The organism is Luteimonas sp. GW821-FHT14E02 (assembly GCF_058803905.1).
This window is the reverse complement of record NZ_JBXAPK010000003.1, coordinates 190,489-216,285: the sequence shown is the minus strand read 5'-3', so window position 1 is coordinate 216,285 and position 25,797 is coordinate 190,489. Positions and strand designations below refer to the sequence as shown.

Here is a 25,797-nt window from a genome sequence, read left to right as displayed (position 1 = left end):
CCCCCAGATGGACTAGGCCGCGAAATATCCCTTTCAGCACCGCAACACTAAAAGACACAGACTCCCATTTTTACGGAATGACTACGTCGTTACGACGTCATGCGTTCCCAGAAACCTTTGACGCCATCGACGAAGGTGCTCGACTTCGGCGAATGACGCCGCGCGCCCTCGCCCACAAAGGTGGCTTCGAACTTATCCAGCAATTCGCGCTGCTCGGTGGTGAGGTTGACCGGCGTCTCGACCACGACCTTGCAGTAGAGATCACCGACGCCACGGCTGCGCACCGACCTCACACCCTTCTCGCGCAGGCGGAACACCTTGCCGGTCTGGGTTTCGGCGGGGATGCGGATTTCGGCCTCGCCGTTGAGCGTGGGCACGCGCACCACGTCGCCGAGCGCGGCCTGGGAAATGCGGATCGGGACCTCGCAATGCAGATCATCGCCGTCGCGCTCGAAGATCTCGTGCGGACGCACGCGAACCTCGACGTAGAGATCGCCGGGCGGCGATCCCGGCGGACCGGCCTCGCCCTCGCCGGACAGGCGAATGCGGTCGCCATTGTCGACGCCGGCAGGAATCTTCACCGACAGCACTTTCTCTTCCTCGACACGTCCGTTGCCGCGGCAGACCTTGCACGGGCTCTTGAACGTCTGGCCGCGCCCATGGCAATCCGGACACGGCTGCTGCATCGAGAAGATGCCGCGCTGGAAGCGGACCTGGCCACGGCCATGACAGGTGCTGCAGGTTTCGAGCTTGCCGTCTTCCGAGCCGGTGCCGTTGCAGGGCGCGCAGGCGATCAGGGTCGGAATCTCGATGCGCTTCTCGGTGCCGGCGACGGCTTCCTCGAGATCGAGTTCCATCACGTAGCCGACGTCGGCGCCACGGCGCGGACCGCGCGCGGCACCACCGCCGAAGATGTTTCCGAAGATGTCGCCGAAGATGTCGCCCATGTCGGCGAAGCCCGGGCCGGCGTTGCCACCGCCCATGCCATGCTCGAACGCGGCGTGGCCATGCTGATCGTACATGCGGCGCTTGCCGCCGTCGGACAGCACTTCGTAGGCTTCCTTGCACTCCTTGAACGCGGCCTCCGCGGCCTTGTCGCCGGGATTGCGGTCGGGGTGGTGCTTCATCGCGCAGCGGCGATAAGCCTTCTTCAGCTCTTCGTCGCTGGCGTTGCGGGCTACGCCCAGGACTTCGTAGTAGTCGCGTTTGCTCATAGGCTATCGGCAGGCGTCGCTTTTCCCTTCTCCCCCCGGGAGAAGGTGGCGCGGAGCGCCGGATGAGGGCGGGAAAATCACTTGCAGGGAAACGTCCCGTGGGCCGGAACTCCCCTGCCCTCATCCGCCCCTGCGGGGCACCTTCTCCCGGCAGGAGAAGGAAGAGCAAAGCGTTACTTCTTGTCCTCGTCCTTGACTTCGGTGAACTCGGCATCCACCACGTCGTCACTCTTCGGCGCGGCACCGGCGTCACCGCCGTGGTCTCCGTCCGAGGACTGCGCGGCGGCGGCGGCGAACAGCGACTGCGCGGCTTCCTCCAGCGCCTTCGACTTGGCTTCGATCTGCGCCTTGTCGTCGCCCTTCATCGCGGTCTCCAGTTCGGCGATCGCGCCTTCGGTGCGGCCGATCACGTCTCCCGGCACCTTGTCGCCGCTGTCCTTGATCGCGCTGCGCGCGGTGTGGATCAGTGCGTCGGCGTGGTTGCGGGCGTTCACCAGCTCATGGAACTTCTTGTCTTCCTCGCGGTGCGCTTCGGCGTCGGCGACCATGCGCTGGATCTCGTCGTCCGACAGGCCCGAGCCGGCCTTGATCTCGACCTTCTGTTCCTTGCCGGTCTTCTTGTCCTTGGCGGTGACGTGGACGATGCCGTTCGCGTCGATGTCGAAGGACACCTCCACCTGCGGCATGCCGCGCGGCGCCGCGTCGATGCCGGTGAGGTCGAACTTGGCCAGCGACTTGTTGTAGCGGGCCTGTTCGCGCTCGCCCTGCAGCACGTGCACGGTGACGGCGGACTGGTTGTCCTCGGCGGTGGAGAAGGTCTGCGAGGCCTTGGTCGGAATCGTGGTGTTCTTCTCGATGATCTTGGTGAACACGCCGCCCAGGGTTTCGATGCCGAGCGACAGCGGGGTCACGTCGAGCAGCAGCACGTCCTTCACGTCGCCGGCGAGCACGCCACCCTGCACCGCCGCGCCAATCGCCACGGCTTCGTCGGGGTTGACGTCCTTGCGCGGTTCCTTGCCGAAGAACTCGGCCACGGCCTGCTGCACTTTCGGCATGCGGGTCTGGCCGCCGACGAGGATCACCTCGGCGATGTCACCTGCGCGCAGGCCGGCGTCGTTGAGCGCGGTGCGGCAGGGGTCGATGGTCTTCTTGACCAGATCCTCGACCAGCGATTCGAGCTTGGCGCGGGTCAGCTTGATGTTCAGGTGCTTCGGACCGGACGCGTCCGCCGTCACGTAAGGCAGGTTCACTTCGGTCTGCTGCGAGGACGACAGTTCGATCTTGGCGCGCTCGGCCGCATCCTTCAGGCGCTGCAGGGCCAGCGGGTCCTTGCGCAGGTCGATGCCCTGGTCCTTCTGGAATTCGTCGACGAGATAGTCGATGACGCGCTTGTCGAAGTCCTCACCGCCGAGGAAGGTGTCGCCGTTGGTGGACAGCACTTCGAACTGCTTCTCGCCGTCGACGTTGGCGATCTCGATGATCGAGACGTCGAAGGTGCCGCCGCCGAGGTCGTACACGGCGATCTTGCGGTCGCCGCCTTCCTTGTCGAGGCCATAGGCCAGCGCGGCTGCGGTCGGTTCGTTGATGATGCGCTTGACGTCGAGGCCGGCGATCCGGCCCGCGTCCTTGGTGGCCTGGCGCTGGCTGTCGTTGAAGTAGGCCGGCACGGTGATGACGGCTTCGGTGACGGTCTCGCCGAGGTAGGCTTCGGCCGTCTTCTTCATCTTCTCCAGCACGCGCGCGGAGACTTCCTGCGGCGCCAGGTTCTTGCCGTCGGAGGTCGCCACCCAGGCGTCGCCGTTGTCGTGGGCGACGATGCCGTAGGGCACCAGGTCGAGATCCTTCTTCACTTCGGCGTCGGTGAACTTGCGGCCGATCAGGCGCTTCACCGCGTAGAAGGTGTTCTTGGGGTTGGTGACGGCCTGGCGCTTGGCGCTGGCGCCGACCAGGACTTCGCCGTCCTTGCTGTAGGCCACGATCGACGGCGTGGTGCGGTCACCTTCGCTGTTCTCGATGACACGGGCCTTGCCGCCTTCCATGATCGCCACGCACGAGTTGGTCGTGCCGAGATCGATACCGATGATTTTTGCCATTGCTGTTTCCCTCTCGGAATTTCGTTTTTGCGTTTGGCGGCCGCGCCGCCACTAGGGGCTATCTGGGGTCGGGGGCCGGCTGTTCAAGCATCCGTCGTGACAAGTGCCCTGCCCGGCGGCGTTCATTCAGTCGTGCCTGGCCACCACCACCAGCGCCGGACGCAACAGGCGCTCGTTGAGGAGGTAGCCCTTCTGGAACAACTGCGCGACCGCGCCCGGCGGCACGCCCGGCGCCTCGACCAGGCTCATGGCCTGATGCTTCTCGGGGTCGAAGGTGTCGCCGGCCAGCGGCGCGACCTCGGTGAGGCCGTTGTTCTCGGCGATGCGGTGGAGTTGCTTCAGCGTCAACTCGAGGCCTTCGCGTAGCGGGTCGGATTCGGCCGCCGCGGACAGGCCGGCTTCCATGCTGTCGAACAGCGGCAGCAGGTCGGCGAGCAGGCGCTCGTTGGCGAATTTGCGGGCGATCTCGATGTCGCGGGCCAGGCGCTTGCGCTGGTTGTCCAGGTCGGCGCGCTCGAGCAGGAACTGCGCGCGCAGTTGCTCGATCTCGGCCTTCAGCGCCTCGATGACGTCGGCCTGGGTGTCGGCTTCCGGGGCCGTCTGGGCATTGGGGTCGAACTGCGGTTCTGTGGTCATTGCGTATCCTGGAATCGGTTCATCTTCTGTCCGTGCGCGGGCCACGCCAATCCCCGCCGAGCCGGTCGGGTCGGCATGCGCTTGGCCTTGGACCGGGCCTAGCTATCGGGGCTGTCCGGGGGCGATTCAAGCCTGGAACAGGCGATGGATTCGCCGAAGTCCCGATTGGAAGGCGTCATCGGGCCGAAAGACGGCCCCGGCACCGCGCTACTCGCTCAACGCCGCCCCGAGCACTTCCGCCGTGGCCTGCACCACGGGGATGACGCGATCGTAGGCCATGCGCGTAGGGCCGATCACCCCGAGCACGCCCAGCACGCGCCCGCCCGCGGCATACGGCGCCGTGACCAGCGAAACGCCTTCCAGCGGCGCCAGTCCGGTTTCCTCGCCGATGAAGATGCGCACGCCCGGGGCGCGCACGGTGCGCTCCAGCAATTGCAGGATCTCGCGCTTGCGGGCGAAGGCTTCGAACAGGTCACGCAGCCGGTCGAGGTCGGACAGGTCCTGCACGCCGATCAGGCGCGTCTGGCCGGCGACGACCATGTCGTCGTTGCCGCGGTCGATCACGTCCGGCGCCAGCACCTGCTCGGCCAGTTCGACCGTGTGCGAGAGCAGGCTTTCCATCTCGTTCTGCGCCACCCGCATCTCGTGCAGCAGCGTGGCACGGATCTCGGACAGCGGACGGCCTGCGAAATTGACGTTGAGGTAATTGGCCACGCGCTCCAGTTCGCCCGGATCGAAAACACGGCGCGGTTCGACGATGCGGTTCTGCACATCGTTGTCGGCGAACACCAGGATCGCCATCACCCGCTTGCCGTCGAGCGGCACGAAATCGATGTGGCGGAAGGCGAACTGTTCGCGCCGCGGCACGCTGACCACGCCGACGAAATGCGTCATCGCCGAGACCAGTTCCGAGGCGCTGCCGAGCAGCGACTGGGTGCCGCTGCCGGCCGGCAGCTCGTTCTTCAGGCGCGCGACCTCACTGTCCGGCAGCGGCCGCACCTGCAACAGCGAATCGACGAAGACGCGGTAGCCCTGCGGCGTCGGCACGCGTCCGCTGGAGCTGTGCGGCGCCGACAGCAGGCCGATTTCCTCCAGGTCGGCGAGGATGTTGCGGATCGTCGCCGGACTGACGTCGAGCCCGGCATGCCGCGCCAGCGTCTGCGAGCCGACCGGCTCGCCATCACGGATGTGGCGCGCGATCAGGGTGCGCAGCAGCTGGCGCGCACGCGGGTCGAGCGTCGGATCGCGGTCTGGGGAACGGGTCATCTTGCGAACTTGCTCAAGCGCTCGGACTGTCCGGTCGGGCCGATGACGATATAAGCCCGCCTTCGGCAAGTCGCAAGCCTTGCGCCTCCCCGATGACATGCTGCGGGGCCGCACGGCACACTAGTGCAGCATGCTCATACGTCTCGCCATCAAGGATTTCGCCGTCGTCACGGCGAGCGAACTGGAATTCGGCCCAGGTTTGACCGTCATTTCTGGCGAAACCGGCGCCGGCAAGTCGTTGTTGGTGGACGCCCTGGGCTTCCTGTCCGGCCAGCGCGCCGACAGCGGCATGGTGCGGCACGGCAGCGAACGCGCCGAGCTGCATGCCGAATTCGACCTCGGCGACGCGCCGGCGGCGCGGGCATGGCTGCGCGATCAGGAGCTGGATGACGGCGATGCCTGCCAGCTGCGCCGCACCCTGCGCGCCGACGGCGGTTCGCGCGCCTGGATCAACGGCCGTCCGGCCTCGCTGACGCAACTGGCGGAACTGGCCGCGTGCCTGGTCGAGATCCACGGCCAGCACGAGCACCAGGCGCTGCTGTCCAAACCGAGCCAGCTCGCCCTGCTCGATGCCTTCGGCGGCCACGATGCCCCGCTGGCGCAAGTGGGTGCCGCTTCGCGCCGCTGGAGTGGCCTGCTGCGCGAACGCGACACGCTTTCCAAGACCGGCGACGTGTCCGAACGCAGTGCATGGCTACGCCATCAACTCGACGAACTCGAACGCGAATCGCTGGCGCCCGAAGCGATCGCCGAACTCAATGCCGCGCATCGCCGCCACGCGCATGCCGCCGGCCTGATCGCCGCCTGCGACAGCGTCCTCAACCGCCTGTCGGGCGGTTTCGATGCCCGGCTCGGCGGCGACGAATCGCCGGCCTTGCCGCAACAACTCCAGCAACTGCGCAATGAACTGGCGCGCGTGCAGGAACACGAACCGCGCCTGGCCGAGGTGGACGCGATGCTGGACGCCGCGGCCATCCAGATCGACGAAGCGGCGGTGCTGCTCGATCGCGTGCGCGCCGATCTTGATCTCGATCCCGCGCAGTTCGAGGAACTGGAGGGCAAGCTGTCCCGCATCCATGATCTCGCCCGCAAGCATCGCGTCACGCCGGAAGAGTTGGCCGCGCACCGCGACGCCTTGTTGCAGGAGTTCGAGAATCTGCGCAATGCCAGCGTCCGCCTGCAGGTGCTCGATGGCGAAATTCAGGCCGCCACCGCCGATTGGCGCAAGGCCGCGGACACCTTGAGCAAGGCGCGGGCAAAGGCCGCGAAGACGCTGTCGACGAAGACTTCGGCGCTGATTTCCGAACTCGGCATGGGCGTGGGCCGCTTCGAGGTGGCGCTGGAACCGCTAGCCGAAACCCGTCCTGATCCACAGGGCGCAGAGCGGGTCGAATTCCTGGTATCGGCGAATGCCGGCCAGCCCCCGCGCGCATTGCGCAAGGTGGCTTCGGGCGGCGAACTGTCGCGCATCTCGCTGGCCATTGAAGTCGCCGCGCTCGGTTCGGACGCGGTGCCGACGATGGTGTTCGACGAGGTCGATTCGGGCATCGGTGGCGCGGTCGCCGAGATCGTCGGCCAGAAGCTGCGCGCGCTCGGCGACAAACGCCAGGCCCTGTGCGTGACGCATCTGCCGCAAGTCGCCGCGCAAGGTCACGCCCACTACCGCGTCAGCAAGGCCGTGGCATCCGGCGTCACCCAGAGCGCGGTGCAATTGCTCGATGCCAAGCAACGCCAGGAAGAACTGGCACGAATGCTTGGCGGCGTTGAAGTCAGCAGCGAAGCACGCGCGGCGGCGAAACGGCTGCTGCGTGACGCCGGATGACACGAAGGGCTGATTCCCTTCTTTCCGCAGATCCTCATCGCTCCACCCTGATGGCCATCTCGATGGCCTGCCTTCCTTCCTCACAAGCAATTGATGTGACGTCAGTCACACTGATTCCCGGGGAAGCAACAAGTCACTGGTAACAGGGACGCCACCAAACAGGGGATTTATGAGGAAACATCGGTGTTTTCGCGCGCCGCGACGGGCGCTGCTGCCTTGCGTCTCGGCTTTCATGGGCCTGCTTTTCGCCTCCGGCGGCGCCTCGGGACAGGCGCGAGAGACTTTCGCCACGTTCAGCCCGAGCAGCGAGACCGCAACCACCTTCAATTTCGCGGGCAATCCGAGCGGCACGATCACCATGACGCGCGCCGCCTGCACGACCGCCGTCAACAACCGCTTTTTCGGCACGGGAACGCCGACCGGCGCCAATTTCCCGGGCACGTGGTTCACGCCCACGCCGCCGCTGGCCAGCCAGAACTGGCTCGCCGCGGTGGTGGACAGGATCGGCGGGATCGGCGGCTGCGTCGTCAGCACGCCGGCGCAGACCTGGACCATCACCTTCAACGCGCCGGTGGAAAATCCCAAATTCCACTTCGCCAATCTCGATAACGGTCGTCCGGCCTTCGTGCTCGGCACGGGCAACACGATGACGCTGCTCTCGGGCAACCCCCGTCTCACGACCAGCGGGCTGACCGTGGATGCGCCGGGCACCTACGCGCTCAACAACAACTGGCTGGAAGCCAATCAGAACGGTTGTCAGGCTCCCGACGGCACCAATCCCACCGGCGCCTGCGGTTCCGTGCAGGCCAACGGCACCTACAGTTCCATCACGCTGCGTTGGTATGACCGCAATGACCTCAACGATCGCGGTGATGGCTACGGCCTGACGATGTCGCTTGCCCAGCCTGCCCTGGTGATCCGCAAGCGCACGATCAACGGTGTCGGTACCTTCGATTACGCATTGAGCAATGCGAGCGTGAGCACCGAGACCCTGACCACGACCGCGCAAAACACTTTCGTCGCCAGCCCGACCCGTTTCATCGCCAATGCCGCCGGCGATGTCACCGTCACCGAAACGGTGCCGGCGGGCTGGAGCGTGAGTGGAAGCTGCGTCGACACCGTCAGCGGCACGACGGTGGCGACGATCGCCGCGACTGGCGCGGTGACCATTCCGGCATCGGCCATCACGCCCTCGGGAAGCTACCGTTGCGACTACACCAACACCCGCAACATCGCCGATCTCTCGCTCACCAAGACCAATACGCCAGCCTCTGGCGCAAGCGATCTGAGCGGCGACAGCGTGGTGCGCGGGACCACCAGCACCTATGAACTCCTCATCAGCAATGCGGGGCCACTGACCGTCGCCAACGCCGTGCTGAGGGACCCCAGCCCCTCGCCCAACCTCACCAGTTGCGTGCTCGGTCCCGCGCCCAACTGCGAATCCAGAGGTTCAGGCTTGGCGACCTGCCCCACCGAGGGCACGGGAGCCGGCCAGCTGTCCGTGGCCAACCTGCAGAATGGCGGCGTGCTGATCCCCTCGATGAGCGCCGGGAGTCTCCTGGCCTTCAAGCTGACCTGCACGGTGCAGTGATCGCGAAGACCTTCGGGGACCGCCGGCCGCAATGCGCGCCGGCGGTTATCGCTTCTTGCGCACGTACAGGACGAGCGAGTGTTCTTCGAGCACGTAGCCGTGCCTCTCGGCGATTTCCCGCTGCAGCTTCTCGATATCGCTGCTCTCGAACTCGATGATCTTGCCGGTGTCGATGTCGACCATGTGATCGTGGTGACCGCCACGGTCGAGCTCATAGACGGCCGTGCCGCCCTCGAAGTTGTGCTTCAGCACCAGTCCGGCGGCCTCGAACTGGGTGAGGACACGATAGACGGTGGCCAGGCCGATTTCGTCGCCGCTGTCCAGCAGCTGCTTGTAGATGTCCTCGGCCGTGAAGTGGTGACGGGCGGTCTTCTGCTCGAGCAGCTCCAGGATGCGCATCCGCGGATGCGTCACCTTCAGCCCCACTTTGCGTAAATCTTGCGATTCCATCGGGAGTCTCCATTCACTGACGGTTTAGCGCCAGCTGCCTGTGGAGTGGGTCGCGGCGGTCTCGGGGAGTGTATCATCGGCGAGATTTCCTTCGCCTGCCCATTCATGCGCAAGTTCCTGATTCTCGTTCTCCTGACCCTGATCACCGCCGGCTGCGGCATCCTGTATCGACAGCCGATCTATCAGGGCAACCTGCTGGAAAAGACTGCCGTCGACCAGCTGCAGGTCGGCATGAGCAAGCAACAGGTGGTCACATTGCTGGGATCGCCGTCGGTCTCCGATCCGTTCCACAACCAGCGCTGGGACTACACCACCTCGCAGCGCACCGGCCGTGTCGGCCGCGCCGAGGTCAAGAACCTGACGCTGTATTTCGAGAACGACGCGCTGGCGAAATGGGATGGCGACTACTTCCCCGAGCAGGACGAGAAGCTGTCCAGGGATCTGCGCCAGGCCTTCGGCCCGAACCTGCCCAAGGACAAGAAAAAGGGACGCGGCCGCTGAGTCGCGGCTTTCGTCGATATGGTTTCTCGTAGATAGAGCCGACCGGCTCTCTCTGACGTCCCTGCCCTAATCCTTTTCCTTGCGCTGCATCGCGCGGCGTCGCCGCGCCTGCTTCGGATCGGCCTGCAAGGCGCGCAGCAACTCCACGCGATCGCCTTCGCGCAGCGGCCGGCCGGCGTCGGCGCGTTCTCCGTGGATCGCGTAGCCTTCGATTCCAGCCGTATCGAACCCGCTGGCGACGATCGCATCGGCGACGGTGGCATCCGTCGTCAGCACGACCTCGACCGCCTGCTGGCGTCGCGGCCAGGCCTGCACGACCTGCACGCGGATGCTCACGCCTCCTCACCCCGATCGGCGACGCGCACGAAGTCGTCGACCATGCGATCGGCCAGCCCCTGGAAGCCCAGCGCCAACGCGGGGCCGAGCAGCCGGTTTTGCGGTTCGAAATCCAGTGTCAGCGTCACCTTGCAGGCACACTCGTCGAGCGCATGGAACTGCCAACGGCCGTCGAGCCGCTTGAAGGGCCCGTCACGCAGCGCCATATCGATGTGGTGCGGCGGCGAGAGCGTGTTCTCGGTGGTGAACCAGGTGCGCAGGGCGCCGAACCCAAGGTCGAGCCGCGCGACCAGGCGTGTTTCGCCCGCTTCCAGGATCTCGGCGGCTTCGCACCATTCGAAACGGCGCGGGTAGGCGGCGACATCGTTGACAAGGGCGAACATGCGGGCGGCGGAGTGTTCGACGAGGGCGCTGCGCTGGATCGTGGGCATGGACGGTAATAATCAGGCGGGAATCGGTCGGGGCGGAAGGAGCGGTCCATTCCCACTCGCTCCTGTCGACATGGGACAATTCCGCAATGGGCAAGAAGGACAGCAAGAATAAGGCAAACGGCGGCGGCACCGTCGCGCTGAACAAGCGCGCGCGCCACGAATACCACATCGAGGAGCGGTACGAAGCCGGCCTGGCCTTGCAGGGCTGGGAGCTGAAATCGATCCGCGCCGGCCGCGCCAACATCGGCGAAAGCTACGCGGTGGTGCGTGGCGGCGAGCTGTTCCTGTTCGGTTCGCAGATCACGCCGCTGATCTCGGCGTCCACGCACGTGGTCACCGACGAGCGCCGCACCCGCAAGCTGCTGCTGCACCGGCGCGAGATCGACACGCTGATCGGCCGCGTCCAGCGCGACGGCTACACCCTGGTGCCGACGGCGCTGTACTGGAAAGGCAACCGCATCAAGGCCGAACTCGCCCTGGCCAAGGGCAAGCAGGCGCACGACAAGCGCGAAGCCAGCAAGGAGCGCGACTGGGCGCGCGAGAAGCAGCGGCTGCTGCGCCGGCACAACAAGGACGCCTGACCGGAAAAGCGGCGCTCAGTCTTCCGTCCGCGCGCCCTTCTTCGGCAACGTGAACCAGAACGTGACGCCCTCGCCCAGTTTGCTCTCGGCGCGGATCGTGCCGCCATGGCGCTCGATGATGCGCCGCACCGACGCCAAGCCGATGCCGTAGCCCGGAAATTCCTGCTGGCTGTGCAGGCGCTGGAACGGCCGGAACAGCTTGCCGGCGTATTCGGGCGAAAAGCCCGCGCCGTTGTCGCGGATGAAGAATTCGGTCTGCTCCGCGTGCTGCGCGCCCTTGCCGAAAACGATGTGGGCTTCTTCGCGGCCGCCGGTGAATTTCCAGGCGTTGTCGAGCAGGTTCTGCAGCAGATTGCGCACCAGCGCGGCATCGCCGGTCGCCTGCAATCCGGGCTCGATCTCGACGAGGGCCCGACGTTGCGGAGCGGCCTCGCGCAGTTCTCCGATCACGTCGTGTGCGATCAGCGAAAGATCCAGCGTGGCCCAGGTCAGCGTGCTGCGGCTGACGCGCGACATGCGCAGCAATGCCTCGATCAGTTCGTCCATGCGTCCGGCGGCGTTGCGCACGCGCGCGAGATAGTCGCGCCCTTCGCTGTCGACGCGATCGCTGTAGCGCTCGGCCAGCAGGCGGCTGAAACCTTCGATGCTGCGCAACGGGGTGCGCAGGTCATGCGAAACGCTGTACGCGAACGACTCCAGTTCCTGGTTCGCATGCGTGAGTTCGCGCGTGCGCATCGCCACGCGCGCTTCCAGCAGGCGGTTGAGCGCCTGTTCCTGCGCCTGCGCGCGCAGGCGCTCGGTCACGTCCTCGACTTCCACCAGACTGGCCACGTCCTGGCCGATGTTGCCCGGCACCGGCGCGTAGGTCAGCTGCAAGTCGCGCACTTCGCCGTCGATGCGTTGCAGCCGGCGCATGATGCGGCGGACGCCCTGCCCCGGCGTCCAGCCATCGCTGACCTCGTCCTGGCCGCCGATGAAGCGGCGCGTGAACAGTTCGCCGACCAGCAGCTCGGGCGTGCTGCCCAGGATCGTGGCGAGCGATGGATTCGCCTCCACGATCGTGCCGCTGTGATCGAGCAATGCCTTGCCACTGGCCGAATAGCGCATCGCATTGCGGAAGCGCAATTCGCTGCGCCGATACGATTCGCTCATCTGCGCGGCTTTCAGCTGCGCCATCGACTCGGTGCGCGCCAGCGCCAGCGTGATGCCGGAGAGCAGCAGCGAGGCGATCACGCCGATGATCAGCACCGCCAGCAACTCGGGAGGACCAGCCAGCAGGCCACCCTGCGCCTCGGAACTGAAATGCAGCTGCCAATGGCGTCCATAGACGTCGAGTTCGGTGGTGCGTTCGAACAGCGGCGTGCCCTTGTCGTTCGTGGGAACGCCCGGATACACCTGCTGCCCGTTGTTGGCCGCGTCCGAAATCGTCAGCCCGATGCGGCCGGGCGTCGTGCGCATGATCTCGTCGATGAACGCGCGCGTGTCCAGCGGCATGCACACCCAGCCCTGCAACGCCTGCCAGCGCTGCGCCACCGTCTTCGGGGTTTGCCCCCGGTAGACCGGCACGTACAACATCAGCCCCGGTGCCGACCAGCGTGTCGCCGGCATCAGCTGCACGGGTTGCGTCATGCGCGCCATGCCGTATTCGGCAGCGCCCGCCATCGCCGCCTTGCGCGCCGGCTCGGAGAACATGTCGTAGCCGATCGCCTCGCGGTTGGAAGGAATCGACGGTTGCAGATAGAGCAATGGACCGTAGCGATTGCGCGCGCCCTCGGGCCGGATCACCAATGGCTCTTCCCCTGTCTGGCGCATCGCTTGCTGCAGTGCCCGCAGTTCGTCCTGGTCCAGATAAGGCACGAAGCCCAGGCCCGCCAACGCGGGGAAATGCTTGTCGATGTCCAGGCCATCGACATAATCCTTCCATTGCGCGGCGCTCGGGCGCTCCACCGACGCGAACAGCGACACACCGCCGCGGATCACCAGTTCGTAGTTCAGCAGCCGCTGTCGCAGCAGTTTGGTGATGCCTTCGGTTTCCGAGACGAATTCGGCGTAGGCGGCGCGCAGTTCGCTTTGCTGCGCGCCGCGCCAGTACAGGAACACCAGCAGCAGCGACGAGAGCAGCACCAGGACCGGAAGCGCGTAACCGCGTGTCGGCGCGCGCGGCAGCGCGGAAGTGAGCGATGGGCTGGCCTGCGAACTCATTGTGTTCAGCATACCGACAGACAGCGCGGATGCCGAGATGGCCCGTCTGAATGTCCGCGACCGGCGAGCTTGCGCCCACCCGATCCGCCCCTATACTGGCGATGTCAGCAATCGATCTGTCCCCGGGGGTGCACCTGGCTTCGACGGGGGTCGCGAAATTGCCTGGCGCATGCCGAGGGGGCAGCTTTCCTCGTAAATCCAGCCGCAAAATCATAGTTGCCAACGACGACAACTACGCTCTCGCCGCTTAAGGCGTAAGCCCCGAACCCACATGTGCCCGTGCTCGTGGGTGTAGGGTCACTATCACGGGATCGCCGGGAGGGCTGCCTGTCAGACCCGGTTAACCCATAACAGGCTGGTCCGCCGATGCGCTTTGCGCGCCGTGCTGTCGGTGGACGAGATCTAACGGAGCGCTAAGCATGTAGTGCCGGGGATGGAGTGCCTTCGGACGCGGGTTCGATTCCCGCCACCTCCACCATCCATCGTCGAAAGACGGGCAAATCAGGCCGGAGTCTCGGACTCCGGCCTTTTTTGTGCCGATGGCAAGCCGGGTAATGTCACCAACGCTTCGTCGGCAAGGATGAAATCCGCCGCACGCTCGCCGATCATGATCGAGGTCGCGTTGGTGTTGCTGGAAATCAGCGTCGGCATCACGGACGCGTCAGCGACCCACACATTGCGTGTTCCCCGCAGCTTGAGCCGCGGATCGACGACGGCCGATTCGTCGTTCCCCATGCGACAGGTTCCCACCGGATGGTAGTTGCTGTCGGAATGGCGGCGCAGGATCCGGATCAGTTCGGCATCCGCGCGAACGCCGGCGGTGTACAGGTCCTGCCCTCGCACGCCCGCGAACGATGGTGATTCCATGATCTCGCGCGTCAGTTTGAATCCGCGCAGCAAGCTCTGGACGTCATCTTCCTGGCTGAGGAATCGCGGATCGATCAGCGGCGCCTCGCGGGGATCGGCGGAGCGCAGGCCGACACGTCCGCGGCTGCGCGGGCGCAGCACGCAGACGTGGCAACTGTACCCGCGGCCCAGGCGCAGCTTGCGCGCATGGTCTTCGATCAGACCGAGCGCGAACTGCAACTGCACATCCGGCCGCTTGCCGCTGCCGTCCGTCCCGAGGAAGGCAGCGGCCTCGACGAAATTGGTCGTGTACGGGCCGCGCCGCTCGCGCCGGTATTCGCCGATTCCGCGCAGTAGACGCCAGACCGACCCCATGGAAAGTCCATAAACATCCGGACTGGAAGAGCGATAGTTGAGCGTGTAGTCGATGTGGTCCTGCAGGTTCTCCCCGACTCCGGGCAAGGCGATCCGGGCGGAGATGCCGTGCCGCGACAATTCATCCGCCGAGCCGATCCCGGACAGCAGCAAGAGCTGCGGCGTGCCGAAGACGCCAGCGCACAACACCACGCCTTGATCGGCGACCAGTCTCCGCACCTGCCCGCGTTGCGCGATCTCGATCCCCTCGGCGCGATCGCCCGACATCAGCAGGCGCAGGGTTTGCGTTTGCGTCAGCACCGTGAGATTGCGGCGTGCCAGCACCGGTTGCAGGAATCCGCGCGCCGCGCTCCAGCGCTCCCCCTCCTTCTGGGTGACCTGGTACATGCCGGCGCCTTCCTGCCGCGCGCCGTTGAAGTCATCGTTGCGGGGATAACCGCCCGCTTGCACGGCTTCAATGAAGCGGTGGCTCATGGAGCTGGGTGAGCGCGGATCGTCGACGTGCAGCGGCCCGCCGACGCCATGGAAGGCGTCCGCGCCGCGCACGTTGTCTTCCGACCGGATGAAATACGGCAGCACGTCGGCATACGACCAGCCTGTCGCGCCGGCGGCGGCCCAGGCCTCGTAATCCTCTGCCTGGCCACGGACGTAGACCATGGCATTGATCGAACTGCTGCCGCCCAGGACCTTGCCGCGCGGCTGATAACCTCGACGACCGTCGAGACCTGGTTGCGGCACCGTGTCGTAGGCGTAGTTGTGCCACGGCAGCGGGAGCATCGCCGCGAAGCCGGCCGGCAGCTTGATCACCAGGCGCTCGGCGTGGCCGCCCGCCTCGACCAGACAGACACGGCGCGCCGGATCGCCGGACAGACGATTCGCCAGCACGCAGCCGGCGGAACCGCCACCCACGATCACGTAGTCGTAGCGAGTCTCGGTGGTTTCCGGCTGGTTGGCCGGGATCGACACGGATTGCGTCAGCCTTGCCTGAGCGCTCATCACTCACCTCCTCCCAGGGCCGATGCGTTCCACTCGCCGAGGCGGAGTGCGTCCAGATGGAAATGCATCCATCTGGATACTTAAAGTCTCCCTCTGGATGCTGCTCTGTCAAGCGACGGACGTCGCTCTGGGAGGTTGGATTCCCAAGGCCCACGATGCTGATGATCGATAGCTGGCGGCGCCCCTCTATTGGATTGAGTGCTAGCGTGACGGGACCGGGAAATGGGGTTGCATTGATCCTTGAACAGGATCGGAAACCTGGTTTCGAGGCAACCTTGCCCAAATGCACGAAGGGCTGCCGGTTGGCAGCCCTTCGTGGTTGAAGCGTGCAGGATCCGCTTCCACGCGTGCGCGTCAGCTGCGCACCGGCACCAGCGTGATCTCGACGCGACGGTTGGCGGCGCGGCCCGCGTCCGTGCTGTTGTCGGCGATCGGGCGTGTCTTGCCGGCGCCGACGGTGATCATGCGATCGCGCAGAATGCCGCGCGAGGACAGATAACTGGCGACGGCGTCTGCGCGACGCTGCGAAAGCTGCTGGTTGTAGGCGTCCGTACCGACGTTGTCGGTATGGCCGGCCACTTCGATCACGGTCTGGTTGTACTGCTGCAGCGTGCTGGCGACGTTGTCGAGCACCGGGTAGAACTGCGACTGGATGTCGGACTTGTCGAAGCCGAAGGTGATGTTGCCCGGCATGTTGAGCGTGATGTTGTCGCCCTGGCGCACGACGTCGACGCCGGTGCCGGCCATCTTCCTGCGCAGCTCGGCTTCCTGGCGATCCTGATAGGCGCCGATGGCACCGCCGGCGAGGCCGCCGACACCCGCACCGACCAGTGCGCGCTGACGGCGTTCGGTGGCATCACCACCGCTGAGCAGGCCGGCGACGACGCCGATGCCGGCACCGATCAGCGCGCCGGTGCGGGTGCGGTTCGGATCGTCGGGCGCATTGGTCTGACCGGTGTAGCTGGCGCAGCTGCTGAGCAGCAGGGTGCCGGCCAGCGCGGTCGCGATCGCCGTGGTGGGGAGTTGGGGGAACATTCTGTTCAGGGGACGCTTCATGGCTCTCTCCTCGTCGTCCGGCCTGGCCGGGCTTGAATGGGGAGCACAAGCTAACCCGCCGCCAAGCGCGGAGTGTGACGGCAACCAGAATGCCCGTTAGGCGCTGTGACACCCGGTTCAGCCTCTTTATTCGACCAGGGCTTCGGCCGCGACCGAGTTGAGGGCGTTGTCCCAGTTGCCCATCAGCGCCAGGTACAGGAGCTTGTCGAACTCGGTGCCGAAACGGCGGATCACCGCGTCCGGGTCCGGAATGAGTTTTGCGTCGGCGATCAGGCCGAAATGCACATGGCCGTTGTAGCTCATGATGGAGATGCCGACGCCGATCGAACCGGTCTGCGGCACCCAGAACATCAGCTCGCGGATCGTGCATCCGGCCAGGTACAAGGGCTGCTGTGGCCCGGGCACGTTGGTGGCGACAGCCGTCGCCTTGCGGCTGAACAGTTCGAGCGCAAGCTCCTGTACTACTTGAGGAGCCATCCCTAATGCCGCAAGAAGACCATAAGCAACAATGGCTTGTCTTGAACTCTTGAGCTGATTCATGCACTCGGCAACGTGCTCCAGCCGCCGGATCGGGTTGGGCTCCCCCACCGGCAGATCGAGGAAGACCAGACCGAAGTGGTTGCCGAGTTTCTTGGCATGCTCCAGCGGACGCAGGTTCACCGGCACGGTCGCGCGCAGGGTGATGCCGTCGACGTCCTCGCCGCGCTCGATCATGTAGTCGCGCAGGGCGCCGGCCGCGGCAGCCATCAGCACGTCGTTGACGGTGCAGTCGCAGGCGCGGCCGACCGCTTTCACCTCCTCCAGATCGAGCGGCTGTGCCCAGGCCACGCGCTTGCTCACGCCGAGCTTGCCGCGCAGCAATGAGGGGGGATCGTCCGGCAAGGTCAGCGCTTGCAGCAGTTCGCGGGTGATCTCCCCGCCTTCCTTCGCCAGCATTGCCGCCAGCGTCGGATCCTGCATCACTTCCATGCCCTTCCCGAGCATCTTGCCGCCAAGTTTGGCGTAACGCTCCACCGCGCCGACGCGGCGTGCCACCTCGACGCCATCCTCCTTCAGCCAGGTCTTGACGAGCGCCTTGTCCTTGCCGGCATCGCGGGACGTGTCGGTGAGCGAGAGCAGCACCTGCACCAGGGCAATACCGTCGGCATAGCTGTGATGCAGGCGCGCCACCAGCGCCGAGCCGCCCTGATAGCGCTCGACCAGATGGAATTGCCAGAGCGGCCGACTCTTGTCGAGCGGGCTGGACGCCAACTGGCTGACGAAACGCTCGAGAGAGCGCTTGTCCGCGCGCCCGGTCAACGCCGCCAGCTGCACGTGCCAGTCCAGTTCGAAATGCGGATCGTCCACCCAGGACGCACCGGTCGGCGAATCCACCGCCTTCTGGCGAAACCGCGAATAGGCCAGGAAGCGCTTGTCGATCACCTGCTTCAAGCGTTCGAGCGACATCTGCTCCTCGAACATCAGCACGCCGGTGATCATCATCGGATTGGTCGCCCGTTCCATCCGCAACCAGGCGGTGTCGACGCGCGACATGGGGTCGCGATTGGCGCGCTTGCGCGGTTTTGCCGTGGCCATCCGTCCCTCCCGGAGCAGTCTCGGGAGTGAATCACGCCTTCAGCGGAGCGGTCAACGCCAAAGACTGGCGCGTCAGGAGTAGCGATACTCGCGCGGGATGCGCAGGTTCAATCCCACCAGGACTTCATAGGCACTCATCCCCGCCGCCTGCGCGAGCGATTCGACGGTGATCGCGGCATCGCCCTGTTCACCGATCAGCACCACCTCGTCCTCGTTCCAGGCGCTGTCGTCGCCGATATCGACCATGAACTGGTCCATGCACACGCGGCCGACCACCGGATAGGCGCGGCCTCGGATCAGCACCTGCCCACGCGAGGACAGGCCGCGCGGATAGCCGTCGCCGTAACCGATCGGCACGGTCACCACACGCGTGTTGCGCGTGGGCGCCCAGGTGGCGCCGTAGCTGACCGGATTGCCGGCCTTGACGACCTTGAAGTAGATCACCTGCGAGGTCAGCGACAGCACGGGCTTGATGTCCACGGTTCGCCGCGACGCGGGATCGGGCAACACGCCGTAGAGCATGATGCCGGGACGCACCATGTCCAGGTGCGTCTGCGGGAAATGCAGGACCCCGCCGGAATTGGCCAGATGCCGCAACGGCATCGGCGCGCCGATGCGCTCGAAGTGTGCGCAGGCTTCCTGGAAGCGTTCCAACTGCTGCAAGGTCATAGGCGAGCCGGGATCGTCCGCGCAGGCCAGATGCGAATAGATACCCTTCAGCTCGCACCACCGAGACGCCACCGCCGCCTCGATGAAAGGCGCGGCGGAATAGCTGTGCACGCCGATGCGCTCCATCCCGGTGTCGATCTTCAGATGGATCACGGCCTTGCGGCCCAGCGCTTCGGCGGCCGTTTCGATCTGGCGCAGCTTGTCCAGCGAGGACACGGTGACTTCCAGATCGTGCTCGATGAACTGCGCCGCCTGCCGCCCGAAGATCCCGCCCATGACCAGGATGGGAAGCGTGATCCCCGCCTGGCGCAGCACGATGCCCTCTTCCAGGAATGCCACGCCGAGCTGCTCGACGCCTTGCGCCTGCAGATGTCGCGCCACTGGCACCAGGCCGTGGCCATAGGCATTGGCCTTGACGATCCCCATCACCGGCACGCCGACATGCGCGCGCATGCTGCGCAGGTTGTGCGACAGCCGGTCGAGATCGACCCGGATGCGGCTGGGGCGCTGATCAATGGGATCTTGCATCGTGCTCGTTGAGGCTTTCGATCAATGAAGGGGGCGATGCTGCTCCGCGTGGATCGCCTACTTCGCGCCCACGCCTACAGAGAGGCAGAAGACGGTTTAGTCGCTGCTAGCTGCTACTTGACCAACGCGGCAGACGCAACATTCTAACCATTGCAATCTACCTTTACTGTTCGTCTCACTTGGACAGGACATTACTCTACCTGGCCAAACGGCAGCCAATCGCCATTCGGGCCGGATACGTAACCGCCAGAAGGAGGGAATTTAGGCTGGGAAGCCAAATCTTCGATGCGGATCTTGAACTTCCTCATATCCAGAACGGCTTTTAGCACACGCACTTCGGGCCTGTAGCGTTTGATCGTGTAGACGATTCGCTCCTGTAACCCTATATCCACGCGATCACCAAGGACGACTTCTTTAATCGCTTCGACCGGAATCGGCCATACCCCGGGCCCCCAACTGGGGGTGCCTCGGCTGAGCCAGGACACTACGCGATATTCGTCTTCATCGCGCCACTCGGTGGATTTCTTGAAGATGGCGGCGGCATCATCATGACCCGGACGAATATCGGTGTACTCGATCTTTTGGGCCTCGCTATAGAGAGGGAAACCGAGATCGTTCCTAACAGCCTTTGCCACAAGAATCGATGAGTCAAAACCGACACACACGCTTCTGTGCTGGTCGCCGTAATGGCTCCACATCAGCATTCGATCCGGGTGTGGGGTGAGGCAAAATGCGCCGGCGCGCACCGAGAGCATCTGCTGGTAGCTCCGATTCATGCCATGACCGACCGCATGTGGGAGCTTGGCCTCGACCGGAAGCTCTGAAAATGCAGTGGGACAGCAATCAAACGGATCGTTGAACTCCGCCGGAGCGGAGAACTTCATCATCCCGTTCTTCAATAAGCCAACAAAATATCCAAACCCTTCGTCAGTCGATATCCTGCCCCTGTACTGATACAAGATCATCGCAGCTATCGCTATTCGAAACTGCCGACCGAATCGTGCGCAAGATTATCGAAACGCGTGTACTCGCCAAAGAACTTCAGCTTCACCGAGCCGGTCGGGCCGTTACGCTGCTTGCCGATGATCACTTCGGCCAGGCCCTTGTCCGGCGAGTTTTCCTTGTTGTAGTACTCATCGCGGTAGATGAAGATGATGACGTCGGCGTCCTGCTCGATGGCGCCGGATTCGCGCAGGTCGGCCATGACCGGGCGCTTGTCGGTGCGGGTTTCCAGCGAGCGGTTGAGCTGGCTGAGCGCGATCACCGGGACGTTCAATTCCTTCGCCAGCGCCTTGAGCGAGCGCGAGATTTCCGAGATCTCGGTGGCGCGGTTCTCGCTGTTGCCGGGCACGGCCATCAGCTGCAGGTAGTCGATGACGATCAGGCCGAGGTCGTGCTCGCGTTTCAGGCGGCGCGCCTTGGCGCGCAGCACTTCCGGCGACAACGCCGGCGTGTCGTCGATGAAGATCTTGGTTTCCTTGAGCAGCCGGATCGCGCTGGTGACGCGGCTCCAGTCCTCGTCCTCGAGCTGGCCGGTGCGCAGGCGCGTGGCGTTGACGCGGCCGACCGAGGAGATCAGGCGCAGCGCCAACTGGCTGGCCGACATTTCCATCGAGAACACCGCCACCGCCTTCTTGGTCTTCATGGCCGCGTACTCGGCCATGTTGAGGGCGAGCGTGGTCTTGCCCATCGATGGGCGCGCGGCCAGGATCAGCAGATCGGTCGGCTGCAGGCCGGCGGTCATCTCGTCGAATTCGATGTAGCCGGTCGGCATGCCAGTGATGCCGCCGCCGTTGGCGTAGCGGGTCTGCAACACGTCAAAGGCTTCGGCCATCGCCTTGTTGACCGGCGTGAAGTCGGTGCGGCCACGCGCGCCGGCCTCGGCGATGGCGAAGACTTCCTGCTCGGCCTTGGCGAGCAGTTCGCTGCTGTCGCGGCCTTCCGGCTGGAAGCCATCGTTGACGATGCCGGTGCCGACCTCGATCAACTGGCGCAGGACCGCCTTGTCGCGCACGATCTCGGCGTAGGCAGCGATGTTGGCGGCCGACGGCGTGGTGCTGGCGAGTTCAATCAAGTAGGCGCCGCCAGCGACCTGCTCGGACAGGCCTTGCGATTCGAACCATTCGCCGAGTGTCACCGCGTCGTAGGGTTTGTTCTTCTCCGCCAGTTCGCGGATCGCGCGATAGATCAGCTGGTGGTCACGGCGATAGAAATCGCTGTCGACGAGCTGATCGGCGATGCGATCGAAGGCTTCCGGCGCCAGCATCAGGCCGCCGAGCACCGCCTGTTCGGCTTCCACCGACTGCGGCGGCACGCGCAACTGTTCGATGCGAGTGTCACTCCGTCCCTGGTAGGCGGGCCCATCGCCGCGGAAGCCCGGTCTTGCGCTCATCAGTGAAGTCACTCCCCATGCCGGTTGCGGCGGAACGTTGCGCGCTGTCCCGCCTGCCGGATCGTCGTCGCGATCCTGTTGTTGTCGTGTGTGTTGCGAAGTCGACATCGTACCGGCCCGGCGCCCTGAGCGTTGCAGATAACGCTGTGGATAACCGGTGGGAATCTGTCCCAGGAGAATCGCAGATGCTGCGACTGGACGGATGTCGTCTCGTGATTTCCTGCGCCGGCGCTTGCCGGCAAAAACAACGGGCGCCTCGTGGGCGCCCGGTTGAAAAGCCCATGGCGCGAAGCCATGAGCCTGATCGGTGACTCAGATCACGCCGCTTCCGGCGCCACGATCACCTTGACGGTCGTTTCGACGTCGGCGTGCAGGTGCACGATGACCTCGAACTCGCCGACGTTGCGGAGCGGGCCTTCGCCCATCACCACTTCCGACTTCTCGACCGGGGTACCGGCCTTGGTCAGCGCCTCGGCGATGTCGCGCGGGCCGACCGAACCGTACAGCTTGCCCTCGGTGGAGGCGTTGGCGTAGATGGTGACGCTGGCGCCTTCCAGCTTGGCCAGACGGTCGTTGGCGCCGTCGTGGATGGCCTTGGCCTTGGCTTCGTATTCGGCGCGCTTGGCTTCGAACTCGGCCAGGTTGGCGGCGGTGGCAGGCACGGCCTTGCCCTGCGGGACGAGGTAGTTGCGGCCGTAACCCGGCTTGACGTTGACCTTGTCACCCAGGTTGCCGAGGTTGGTGACTTTCTGCAGCAGGATCAGTTCCATGGTGATGCTCCCGTGCTCTTGAGTGAGCATGATTCGTTAGCGGCGCGTGGCGCCGCAACTGTGGCTGTCCGAATGGACGGGTGGATTGGAAGCGAAAAGCCCTTCATCGCATTGAAGAACCCGGCCGGAAACGACCGGGCTCCCGCGACGGGAGACGTCTCGCTTAGACGTTGTGATTGTCCGTGTACGGGATCAGGGCCAGGAAGCGCGCGCGCTTGACCGCGGTGGCGAGCTGACGCTGATAGCGCGACTTGGTACCGGTGATGCGGCTCGGGACGATCTTGCCGTTCTCGGTGAGGTTCTGGCGCAGGGTGTTGAGATCCTTGTAATCGATCTCTTTCACGCCCTCGGCGGTGAACTTGCAGAACTTGCGGCGGCGGAAGAATTTGGACATGTCGGTGCTCCTCAGGCGGCTTCGTCGGCGGCTTCGTCGGCGACATCGGCGGTGCCGATCTTGCCTTCGTCTTCGTCGTCACGGCGACGACGCTCGGGCTTGTCGCCCTTCTCGTCCTTGTTCTTCATGATCAGCGACTGCTCGGTATCGGCCTCGTCGCGGCGCATGACCAGATGACGCAGGATGGCGTCGTTGAAGCGGAACAGCTCGACCAGCTCATTGAGCACGGACTGGCTGGCTTCGATGTTGAACAGGACGTAATGGGCCTTGACCAGATTGTTGATCGGATAGGCCAGCTGACGACGGCCCCAGTCCTCGAGGCGGTGGATCTTGCCTTCGCCGCCCTCGACCAGCGCCTTGTAGCGCTCGATCATGGCGGGCACCTGCTCGCTCTGGTCCGGATGGACCAGGAATACGATTTCGTAGTGACGCATTGTGGTTTCCTTGTGGATATTCGGCCTGCGGCTCCAATCGGATTGCTCCGTGGAACCACCGACCCGGATAGCCCCCCGGCCGTCCGGCATGGACGCGGTGGAGCAAGGTCTCCCCGAGGCCTGGACCGCGGGGAGCCGCATATTATGGGAGATCAATGGCTTAGGGGCAAGCCGCCCTTTTTCCTTCTCCCTCCGGGAGAAGGTGGCGCGAAGCGCCGGATGAGGGAGGGAGAATGACTTGCCTAGAACATTCCGTGGGCCGGAATTGCCTCGCCCTCACCTGCCCTTACCGGGCTCCTCAGCCGCTTGAAGCGGCTTCGATCTCCCATATGGAGAAAAGGGAAAATCGGGCTCAGGCGGCTTTGTCCGCGTCCGTGGTGAAGCTTTCCCCGCAGCCGCACTCGGCGGCCACGTTCGGATTGCGGAAGACGAATTGCTCGTTCAGGCCCTGCTTGAGGAAGTCGATCTCGGTACCATCGACCAAGGCTAGGCTGTCGGCGTCGACGTAGACGCGCACGCCGTCCTGTTCGGACACGCTGTCGCCCTGGCGCGCTTCCTTGGCCAGATCGACCACGTACCCCCAGCCGGAACAACCGGTGCGCGAAACGCCGAAGCGCAAGCCGATCGCGCCGGGCGTGCCAGCGATGTAGCCCTTGATGCGTTCGAGTGCGGCGGGTGCGAGGGTGATGCTCATGACACCATTCTATGCCTTGCGGCTTAGGTAGACTGTATGACTCCCAGATCGGTGCGTTCCGCAGGAATTCAAGGCATGACCACGTTGAGCGTCGAACATGCGCTGGCCGGCAAGGTGCCGGAAGGCGGCGAAGTCACAGTGCGCGGCTGGGTCCGGACCCGGCGCGACTCCAAGGCCGGATTGAGCTTCGTCAACGTCAGCGACGGTTCGTGCTTCGCGCCGATCCAGGTGGTGGCGCCGGACACGCTGCCCAACTACGAGGACGAAGTGAAGCGTCTCACCGCCGGCTGCGCGGTGATCGCCACCGGCCGCCTGGTCGCCTCGCAGGGCCAGGGACAAAGTTTCGAGATCCAGGCCGAGAAGCTTGAGGTCGTCGGCTGGGTGGAAGATCCGGAAACCTATCCGATCCAGCCGAAAGCGCATTCGCTGGAATTCCTGCGCGAAGTGGCGCACCTGCGTCCGCGCACCAACCTGTTCGGCGCGGTCACCCGCATCCGCGACTGCCTGGCCAAGGCCGTGCACCGCTACTTTCACGAGAACGGCTACTACTGGATCAGCACGCCGATCGTGACCACCTCCGACGCCGAAGGCGCCGGCCAGATGTTCCGCGTCTCCACGCTCGATCTGGCCAACCTGCCCCGCGACAAGGATGGCGCGGTGGACTTCTCGCGCGATTTCTTCGGCAAGGAAACCTTCCTCACCGTGTCCGGCCAGCTCAACGTCGAGGCCTACTGCTTGAGCCTGAGCAAGGTCTACACCTTCGGCCCGACCTTCCGCGCCGAGAACAGCAACACCACCCGCCACCTCGCCGAGTTCTGGATGGTCGAGCCGGAGATCGCCTTCGCCGATCTGGCCGAGGACGCGCGCGTGGCCGAGGAATTCCTCAAATACCTGTTCCGCGCCGTGCTCGCCGAACGCGGTGACGACATGGCCTTCATCGCCGAACGCGTGCAGAAGGATGCGATTTCGCGCCTGGAGGCCTTCGTCAATGCGCCGTTCGAACGCATCGACTACACCGATGCCGTCACGTTGTTGCAGAAGTCGGGGCAGAAGTTCGACTTCCCGGTGGAATGGGGCCTGGATCTGCAGACCGAGCACGAGCGCTGGCTCACCGAGCAGCACGTCGGCCGCCCGGTCGTGGTCACCAATTATCCCGAGCACATCAAGGCGTTCTACATGCGCCTGAACGACGACGGCAAGACGGTGGCGGCGATGGACGTGCTGGCGCCCGGCATCGGCGAGATCATCGGCGGCTCGCAGCGCGAGGAACGCCTGGACGTGCTCGATGCGCGCATGGCGCAGTTCGGGCTCGATCCCGCGCATTACGGCTGGTATCGCGATTTCCGTCGTTACGGCACCGTGCCGCATGCCGGCTTCGGACTCGGGTTCGAGCGGCTGGTGGTGTATGTGTGCGGGTTGTCGAATATTCGTGATGCGATTCCCTATCCGCGTGCGCCTGGGAATGCGGAATTTTGACTGCGAATTTAGGGATATACGCTTATGACTCGGCCAAAGGTTGTGCTGGATTCGCATGTCTTAATCACAGTAACGAATTCAAATGACGACAACTTCAACCGATGCAATCAGTTAATCGAAAGACTTTCTAATGAAAGCTACACAATTATCGCGCCAGCCACTGCATTGTGGGACATGTACGCTTATCTCATGCACCCAGAGAAAAGAAAGCAACACAATATGAGCACTGGCTCACTTATGATCGAACCAGAAGATGTAACCAAAGAATTATTTTTGTCGACGCACTCGGCATCAATTTCTTCGGCTATCAAAGGGCCAGACAGAGTCTTTATATCTTTAGCTAAGCGTCACAATGCCCCTTTGATTACAAATGACAAACAAATTCTTAGGCATGCATCAAAGTTTGGCGTAACCGCCATTAGCGTTGATCAGTTCTTAGACATGAGCTATGCCAACGACATTTCGTAGG

The 25,797-nt window shown here is 64.5% G+C and carries 24 protein-coding genes and 1 other RNA gene; 7 read left to right on the top strand and 18 right to left on the bottom strand.

Annotated elements, in window-relative coordinates; translation table 11 throughout:
- Window positions 1-89 precede the first annotated feature (89 nt).
- The 4 genes from dnaJ to hrcA all read right to left on the bottom strand — a co-directional run bounded on the left by dnaJ (window position 90) and on the right by hrcA (window position 5,209).
- The gene (dnaJ, locus tag AC1RNP_RS06640; protein WP_493050474.1) at window positions 90-1,214 is read right to left on the bottom strand and encodes a molecular chaperone DnaJ; all 1,125 of its coding nucleotides are present in this window, start codon (window positions 1,212-1,214) and stop codon (window positions 90-92) included.
- Between the two features lie 173 nt (window positions 1,215-1,387).
- On the bottom strand, window positions 1,388-3,307 hold the full coding sequence (gene dnaK, locus AC1RNP_RS06635) for a molecular chaperone DnaK (protein WP_493050473.1): 1,920 nt from the start codon (window positions 3,305-3,307) through the stop codon (window positions 1,388-1,390).
- A gap of 126 nt (window positions 3,308-3,433) precedes the next feature.
- A complete protein-coding gene (gene grpE / locus AC1RNP_RS06630) occupies window positions 3,434-3,943 on the bottom strand; it encodes a nucleotide exchange factor GrpE (RefSeq protein ID WP_493050472.1) in 510 nt (169 codons plus the stop codon).
- Window positions 3,944-4,150: 207 nt separating this feature from the next.
- The gene (hrcA, locus tag AC1RNP_RS06625) at window positions 4,151-5,209 is read right to left on the bottom strand and encodes a heat-inducible transcriptional repressor HrcA (protein ID WP_493050471.1); all 1,059 of its coding nucleotides are present in this window, start codon (window positions 5,207-5,209) and stop codon (window positions 4,151-4,153) included.
- A 130-nt stretch (window positions 5,210-5,339) separates the two neighbouring features.
- On the opposite strand from hrcA, the gene recN reads away from it, so the two are divergent.
- Both recN and AC1RNP_RS06615 read left to right on the top strand, forming a co-directional pair.
- Window positions 5,340-7,031, top strand: a complete 1,692-nt coding sequence (recN, locus tag AC1RNP_RS06620) for a DNA repair protein RecN (RefSeq protein WP_493050470.1) — start codon at window positions 5,340-5,342, stop codon at window positions 7,029-7,031.
- 232 nt (window positions 7,032-7,263) lie between these two features.
- Window positions 7,264-8,622, top strand: a complete 1,359-nt coding sequence (locus AC1RNP_RS06615) for a prealbumin-like fold domain-containing protein (RefSeq protein WP_493050469.1) — start codon at window positions 7,264-7,266, stop codon at window positions 8,620-8,622.
- 45 nt (window positions 8,623-8,667) lie between these two features.
- Here AC1RNP_RS06615 and fur read toward each other — a convergent pair whose 3' ends face one another.
- A complete protein-coding gene (gene fur, locus AC1RNP_RS06610) occupies window positions 8,668-9,072 on the bottom strand; it encodes a ferric iron uptake transcriptional regulator (protein WP_493050468.1) in 405 nt (134 codons plus the stop codon).
- Window positions 9,073-9,177: 105 nt separating this feature from the next.
- On the opposite strand from fur, the gene AC1RNP_RS06605 reads away from it, so the two are divergent.
- Window positions 9,178-9,573, top strand: coding sequence for an outer membrane protein assembly factor BamE (locus AC1RNP_RS06605; RefSeq protein ID WP_493050467.1), 396 nt, complete (start codon window positions 9,178-9,180; stop codon window positions 9,571-9,573).
- Window positions 9,574-9,639: 66 nt separating this feature from the next.
- Here AC1RNP_RS06605 and AC1RNP_RS06600 read toward each other — a convergent pair whose 3' ends face one another.
- Both AC1RNP_RS06600 and AC1RNP_RS06595 read right to left on the bottom strand, forming a co-directional pair.
- Window positions 9,640-9,903, bottom strand: a complete 264-nt coding sequence (locus AC1RNP_RS06600) for an RnfH family protein (protein ID WP_493050672.1) — start codon at window positions 9,901-9,903, stop codon at window positions 9,640-9,642.
- A gap of 2 nt (window positions 9,904-9,905) precedes the next feature.
- Window positions 9,906-10,340 (bottom strand): type II toxin-antitoxin system RatA family toxin, encoded by a 435-nt coding sequence (locus AC1RNP_RS06595; RefSeq protein WP_493050466.1) that lies wholly within the window; start codon window positions 10,338-10,340, stop codon window positions 9,906-9,908.
- Window positions 10,341-10,426: 86 nt separating this feature from the next.
- Between AC1RNP_RS06595 and smpB the strand changes: the two genes are divergently transcribed.
- On the top strand, window positions 10,427-10,921 hold the full coding sequence (gene smpB / locus AC1RNP_RS06590; protein ID WP_493050465.1) for an SsrA-binding protein SmpB: 495 nt from the start codon (window positions 10,427-10,429) through the stop codon (window positions 10,919-10,921).
- Window positions 10,922-10,936: 15 nt separating this feature from the next.
- Here smpB and AC1RNP_RS06585 read toward each other — a convergent pair whose 3' ends face one another.
- Entirely contained in the window at window positions 10,937-13,135 is a 2,199-nt protein-coding gene (locus AC1RNP_RS06585) for a CHASE domain-containing protein (protein WP_493050464.1), read from the bottom strand.
- 112 nt (window positions 13,136-13,247) lie between these two features.
- Here AC1RNP_RS06585 and ssrA point away from each other — a divergent pair.
- Window positions 13,248-13,601: a transfer-messenger RNA gene (gene ssrA, locus AC1RNP_RS06580) on the top strand.
- A gap of 23 nt (window positions 13,602-13,624) precedes the next feature.
- On the opposite strand, the gene AC1RNP_RS06575 is transcribed toward ssrA, so the two are convergent.
- From AC1RNP_RS06575 to AC1RNP_RS06530, 10 genes are all read right to left on the bottom strand, one after another.
- Window positions 13,625-15,340 carry a GMC family oxidoreductase gene (locus AC1RNP_RS06575; protein WP_493050463.1) on the bottom strand — a complete coding sequence of 572 codons (1,716 nt, stop codon included), beginning with the start codon at window positions 15,338-15,340 and terminating at the stop codon, window positions 13,625-13,627.
- 354 nt (window positions 15,341-15,694) lie between these two features.
- Window positions 15,695-16,396 (bottom strand): YiaD family glycine zipper/OmpA-like lipoprotein, encoded by a 702-nt coding sequence (locus AC1RNP_RS06570; RefSeq protein ID WP_493050462.1) that lies wholly within the window; start codon window positions 16,394-16,396, stop codon window positions 15,695-15,697.
- 126 nt (window positions 16,397-16,522) lie between these two features.
- A complete protein-coding gene (locus AC1RNP_RS06565; protein WP_493050461.1) occupies window positions 16,523-17,971 on the bottom strand; it encodes a WS/DGAT/MGAT family O-acyltransferase in 1,449 nt (482 codons plus the stop codon).
- A 72-nt stretch (window positions 17,972-18,043) separates the two neighbouring features.
- A complete protein-coding gene (gene alr / locus AC1RNP_RS06560) occupies window positions 18,044-19,168 on the bottom strand; it encodes an alanine racemase (RefSeq protein ID WP_493050460.1) in 1,125 nt (374 codons plus the stop codon).
- Between the two features lie 191 nt (window positions 19,169-19,359).
- Complete coding sequence (locus AC1RNP_RS06555) at window positions 19,360-20,133, bottom strand: DUF2971 domain-containing protein (protein WP_493050459.1); 774 nt, start codon at window positions 20,131-20,133, stop codon at window positions 19,360-19,362.
- 11 nt (window positions 20,134-20,144) lie between these two features.
- Complete coding sequence (locus AC1RNP_RS06550) at window positions 20,145-21,560, bottom strand: replicative DNA helicase (protein WP_493050458.1); 1,416 nt, start codon at window positions 21,558-21,560, stop codon at window positions 20,145-20,147.
- A gap of 317 nt (window positions 21,561-21,877) precedes the next feature.
- Window positions 21,878-22,330 carry a 50S ribosomal protein L9 gene (gene rplI / locus AC1RNP_RS06545; protein WP_493050457.1) on the bottom strand — a complete coding sequence of 151 codons (453 nt, stop codon included), beginning with the start codon at window positions 22,328-22,330 and terminating at the stop codon, window positions 21,878-21,880.
- Between the two features lie 163 nt (window positions 22,331-22,493).
- Window positions 22,494-22,724, bottom strand: a complete 231-nt coding sequence (gene rpsR / locus AC1RNP_RS06540) for a 30S ribosomal protein S18 (RefSeq protein ID WP_096208774.1) — start codon at window positions 22,722-22,724, stop codon at window positions 22,494-22,496.
- A gap of 11 nt (window positions 22,725-22,735) precedes the next feature.
- Window positions 22,736-23,158, bottom strand: a complete 423-nt coding sequence (gene rpsF / locus AC1RNP_RS06535; protein WP_493050456.1) for a 30S ribosomal protein S6 — start codon at window positions 23,156-23,158, stop codon at window positions 22,736-22,738.
- Between the two features lie 352 nt (window positions 23,159-23,510).
- The gene (locus AC1RNP_RS06530) at window positions 23,511-23,852 is read right to left on the bottom strand and encodes a HesB/IscA family protein (protein ID WP_493050455.1); all 342 of its coding nucleotides are present in this window, start codon (window positions 23,850-23,852) and stop codon (window positions 23,511-23,513) included.
- A gap of 75 nt (window positions 23,853-23,927) precedes the next feature.
- On the opposite strand from AC1RNP_RS06530, the gene asnS reads away from it, so the two are divergent.
- A complete protein-coding gene (asnS, locus tag AC1RNP_RS06525; protein WP_493050454.1) occupies window positions 23,928-25,328 on the top strand; it encodes an asparagine--tRNA ligase in 1,401 nt (466 codons plus the stop codon).
- A gap of 24 nt (window positions 25,329-25,352) precedes the next feature.
- The gene (locus AC1RNP_RS06520; RefSeq protein ID WP_493050453.1) at window positions 25,353-25,796 is read left to right on the top strand and encodes a type II toxin-antitoxin system VapC family toxin; all 444 of its coding nucleotides are present in this window, start codon (window positions 25,353-25,355) and stop codon (window positions 25,794-25,796) included.
- The last annotated feature ends 1 nt before the right edge of the window (window position 25,797 follow it).

Excerpts from the sequence above, each read along its gene's own strand:
- dnaK (WP_493050473.1), bottom strand. The coding sequence starts at position 3,307 with ATGGCAAAAATCATCGGTATCGATCTCGGCACGACCAACTCGTGCGTG.
- AC1RNP_RS06585 (WP_493050464.1), bottom strand. The coding sequence starts at position 13,135 with ATGCTGAACACAATGAGTTCGCAGGCCAGCCCATCGCTCACTTCCGCG.
- fur (WP_493050468.1), bottom strand. The coding sequence starts at position 9,072 with ATGGAATCGCAAGATTTACGCAAAGTGGGGCTGAAGGTGACGCATCCG.
- AC1RNP_RS06555 (WP_493050459.1), bottom strand. The coding sequence starts at position 20,133 with ATGATCTTGTATCAGTACAGGGGCAGGATATCGACTGACGAAGGGTTT.
- AC1RNP_RS06570 (WP_493050462.1), bottom strand. The coding sequence starts at position 16,396 with ATGAAGCGTCCCCTGAACAGAATGTTCCCCCAACTCCCCACCACGGCG.
- alr (WP_493050460.1), bottom strand. The coding sequence starts at position 19,168 with ATGCAAGATCCCATTGATCAGCGCCCCAGCCGCATCCGGGTCGATCTC.
- AC1RNP_RS06550 (WP_493050458.1), bottom strand. The coding sequence starts at position 21,560 with ATGAGCGCAAGACCGGGCTTCCGCGGCGATGGGCCCGCCTACCAGGGA.
- dnaJ (WP_493050474.1), bottom strand. The coding sequence starts at position 1,214 with ATGAGCAAACGCGACTACTACGAAGTCCTGGGCGTAGCCCGCAACGCC.
- hrcA (WP_493050471.1), bottom strand. The coding sequence starts at position 5,209 with ATGACCCGTTCCCCAGACCGCGATCCGACGCTCGACCCGCGTGCGCGC.
- AC1RNP_RS06530 (WP_493050455.1), bottom strand. The coding sequence starts at position 23,852 with ATGAGCATCACCCTCGCACCCGCCGCACTCGAACGCATCAAGGGCTAC.
- rplI (WP_493050457.1), bottom strand. The coding sequence starts at position 22,330 with ATGGAACTGATCCTGCTGCAGAAAGTCACCAACCTCGGCAACCTGGGT.
- asnS (WP_493050454.1), top strand. The coding sequence starts at position 23,928 with ATGACCACGTTGAGCGTCGAACATGCGCTGGCCGGCAAGGTGCCGGAA.
- AC1RNP_RS06595 (WP_493050466.1), bottom strand. The coding sequence starts at position 10,340 with ATGCCCACGATCCAGCGCAGCGCCCTCGTCGAACACTCCGCCGCCCGC.
- AC1RNP_RS06615 (WP_493050469.1), top strand. The coding sequence starts at position 7,264 with ATGGGCCTGCTTTTCGCCTCCGGCGGCGCCTCGGGACAGGCGCGAGAG.
- AC1RNP_RS06520 (WP_493050453.1), top strand. The coding sequence starts at position 25,353 with ATGACTCGGCCAAAGGTTGTGCTGGATTCGCATGTCTTAATCACAGTA.
- smpB (WP_493050465.1), top strand. The coding sequence starts at position 10,427 with ATGGGCAAGAAGGACAGCAAGAATAAGGCAAACGGCGGCGGCACCGTC.
- AC1RNP_RS06565 (WP_493050461.1), bottom strand. The coding sequence starts at position 17,971 with ATGGCCACGGCAAAACCGCGCAAGCGCGCCAATCGCGACCCCATGTCG.
- recN (WP_493050470.1), top strand. The coding sequence starts at position 5,340 with ATGCTCATACGTCTCGCCATCAAGGATTTCGCCGTCGTCACGGCGAGC.
- AC1RNP_RS06605 (WP_493050467.1), top strand. The coding sequence starts at position 9,178 with ATGCGCAAGTTCCTGATTCTCGTTCTCCTGACCCTGATCACCGCCGGC.
- AC1RNP_RS06575 (WP_493050463.1), bottom strand. The coding sequence starts at position 15,340 with ATGAGCGCTCAGGCAAGGCTGACGCAATCCGTGTCGATCCCGGCCAAC.
- grpE (WP_493050472.1), bottom strand. The coding sequence starts at position 3,943 with ATGACCACAGAACCGCAGTTCGACCCCAATGCCCAGACGGCCCCGGAA.
- rpsR (WP_096208774.1), bottom strand. The coding sequence starts at position 22,724 with ATGTCCAAATTCTTCCGCCGCCGCAAGTTCTGCAAGTTCACCGCCGAG.
- rpsF (WP_493050456.1), bottom strand. The coding sequence starts at position 23,158 with ATGCGTCACTACGAAATCGTATTCCTGGTCCATCCGGACCAGAGCGAG.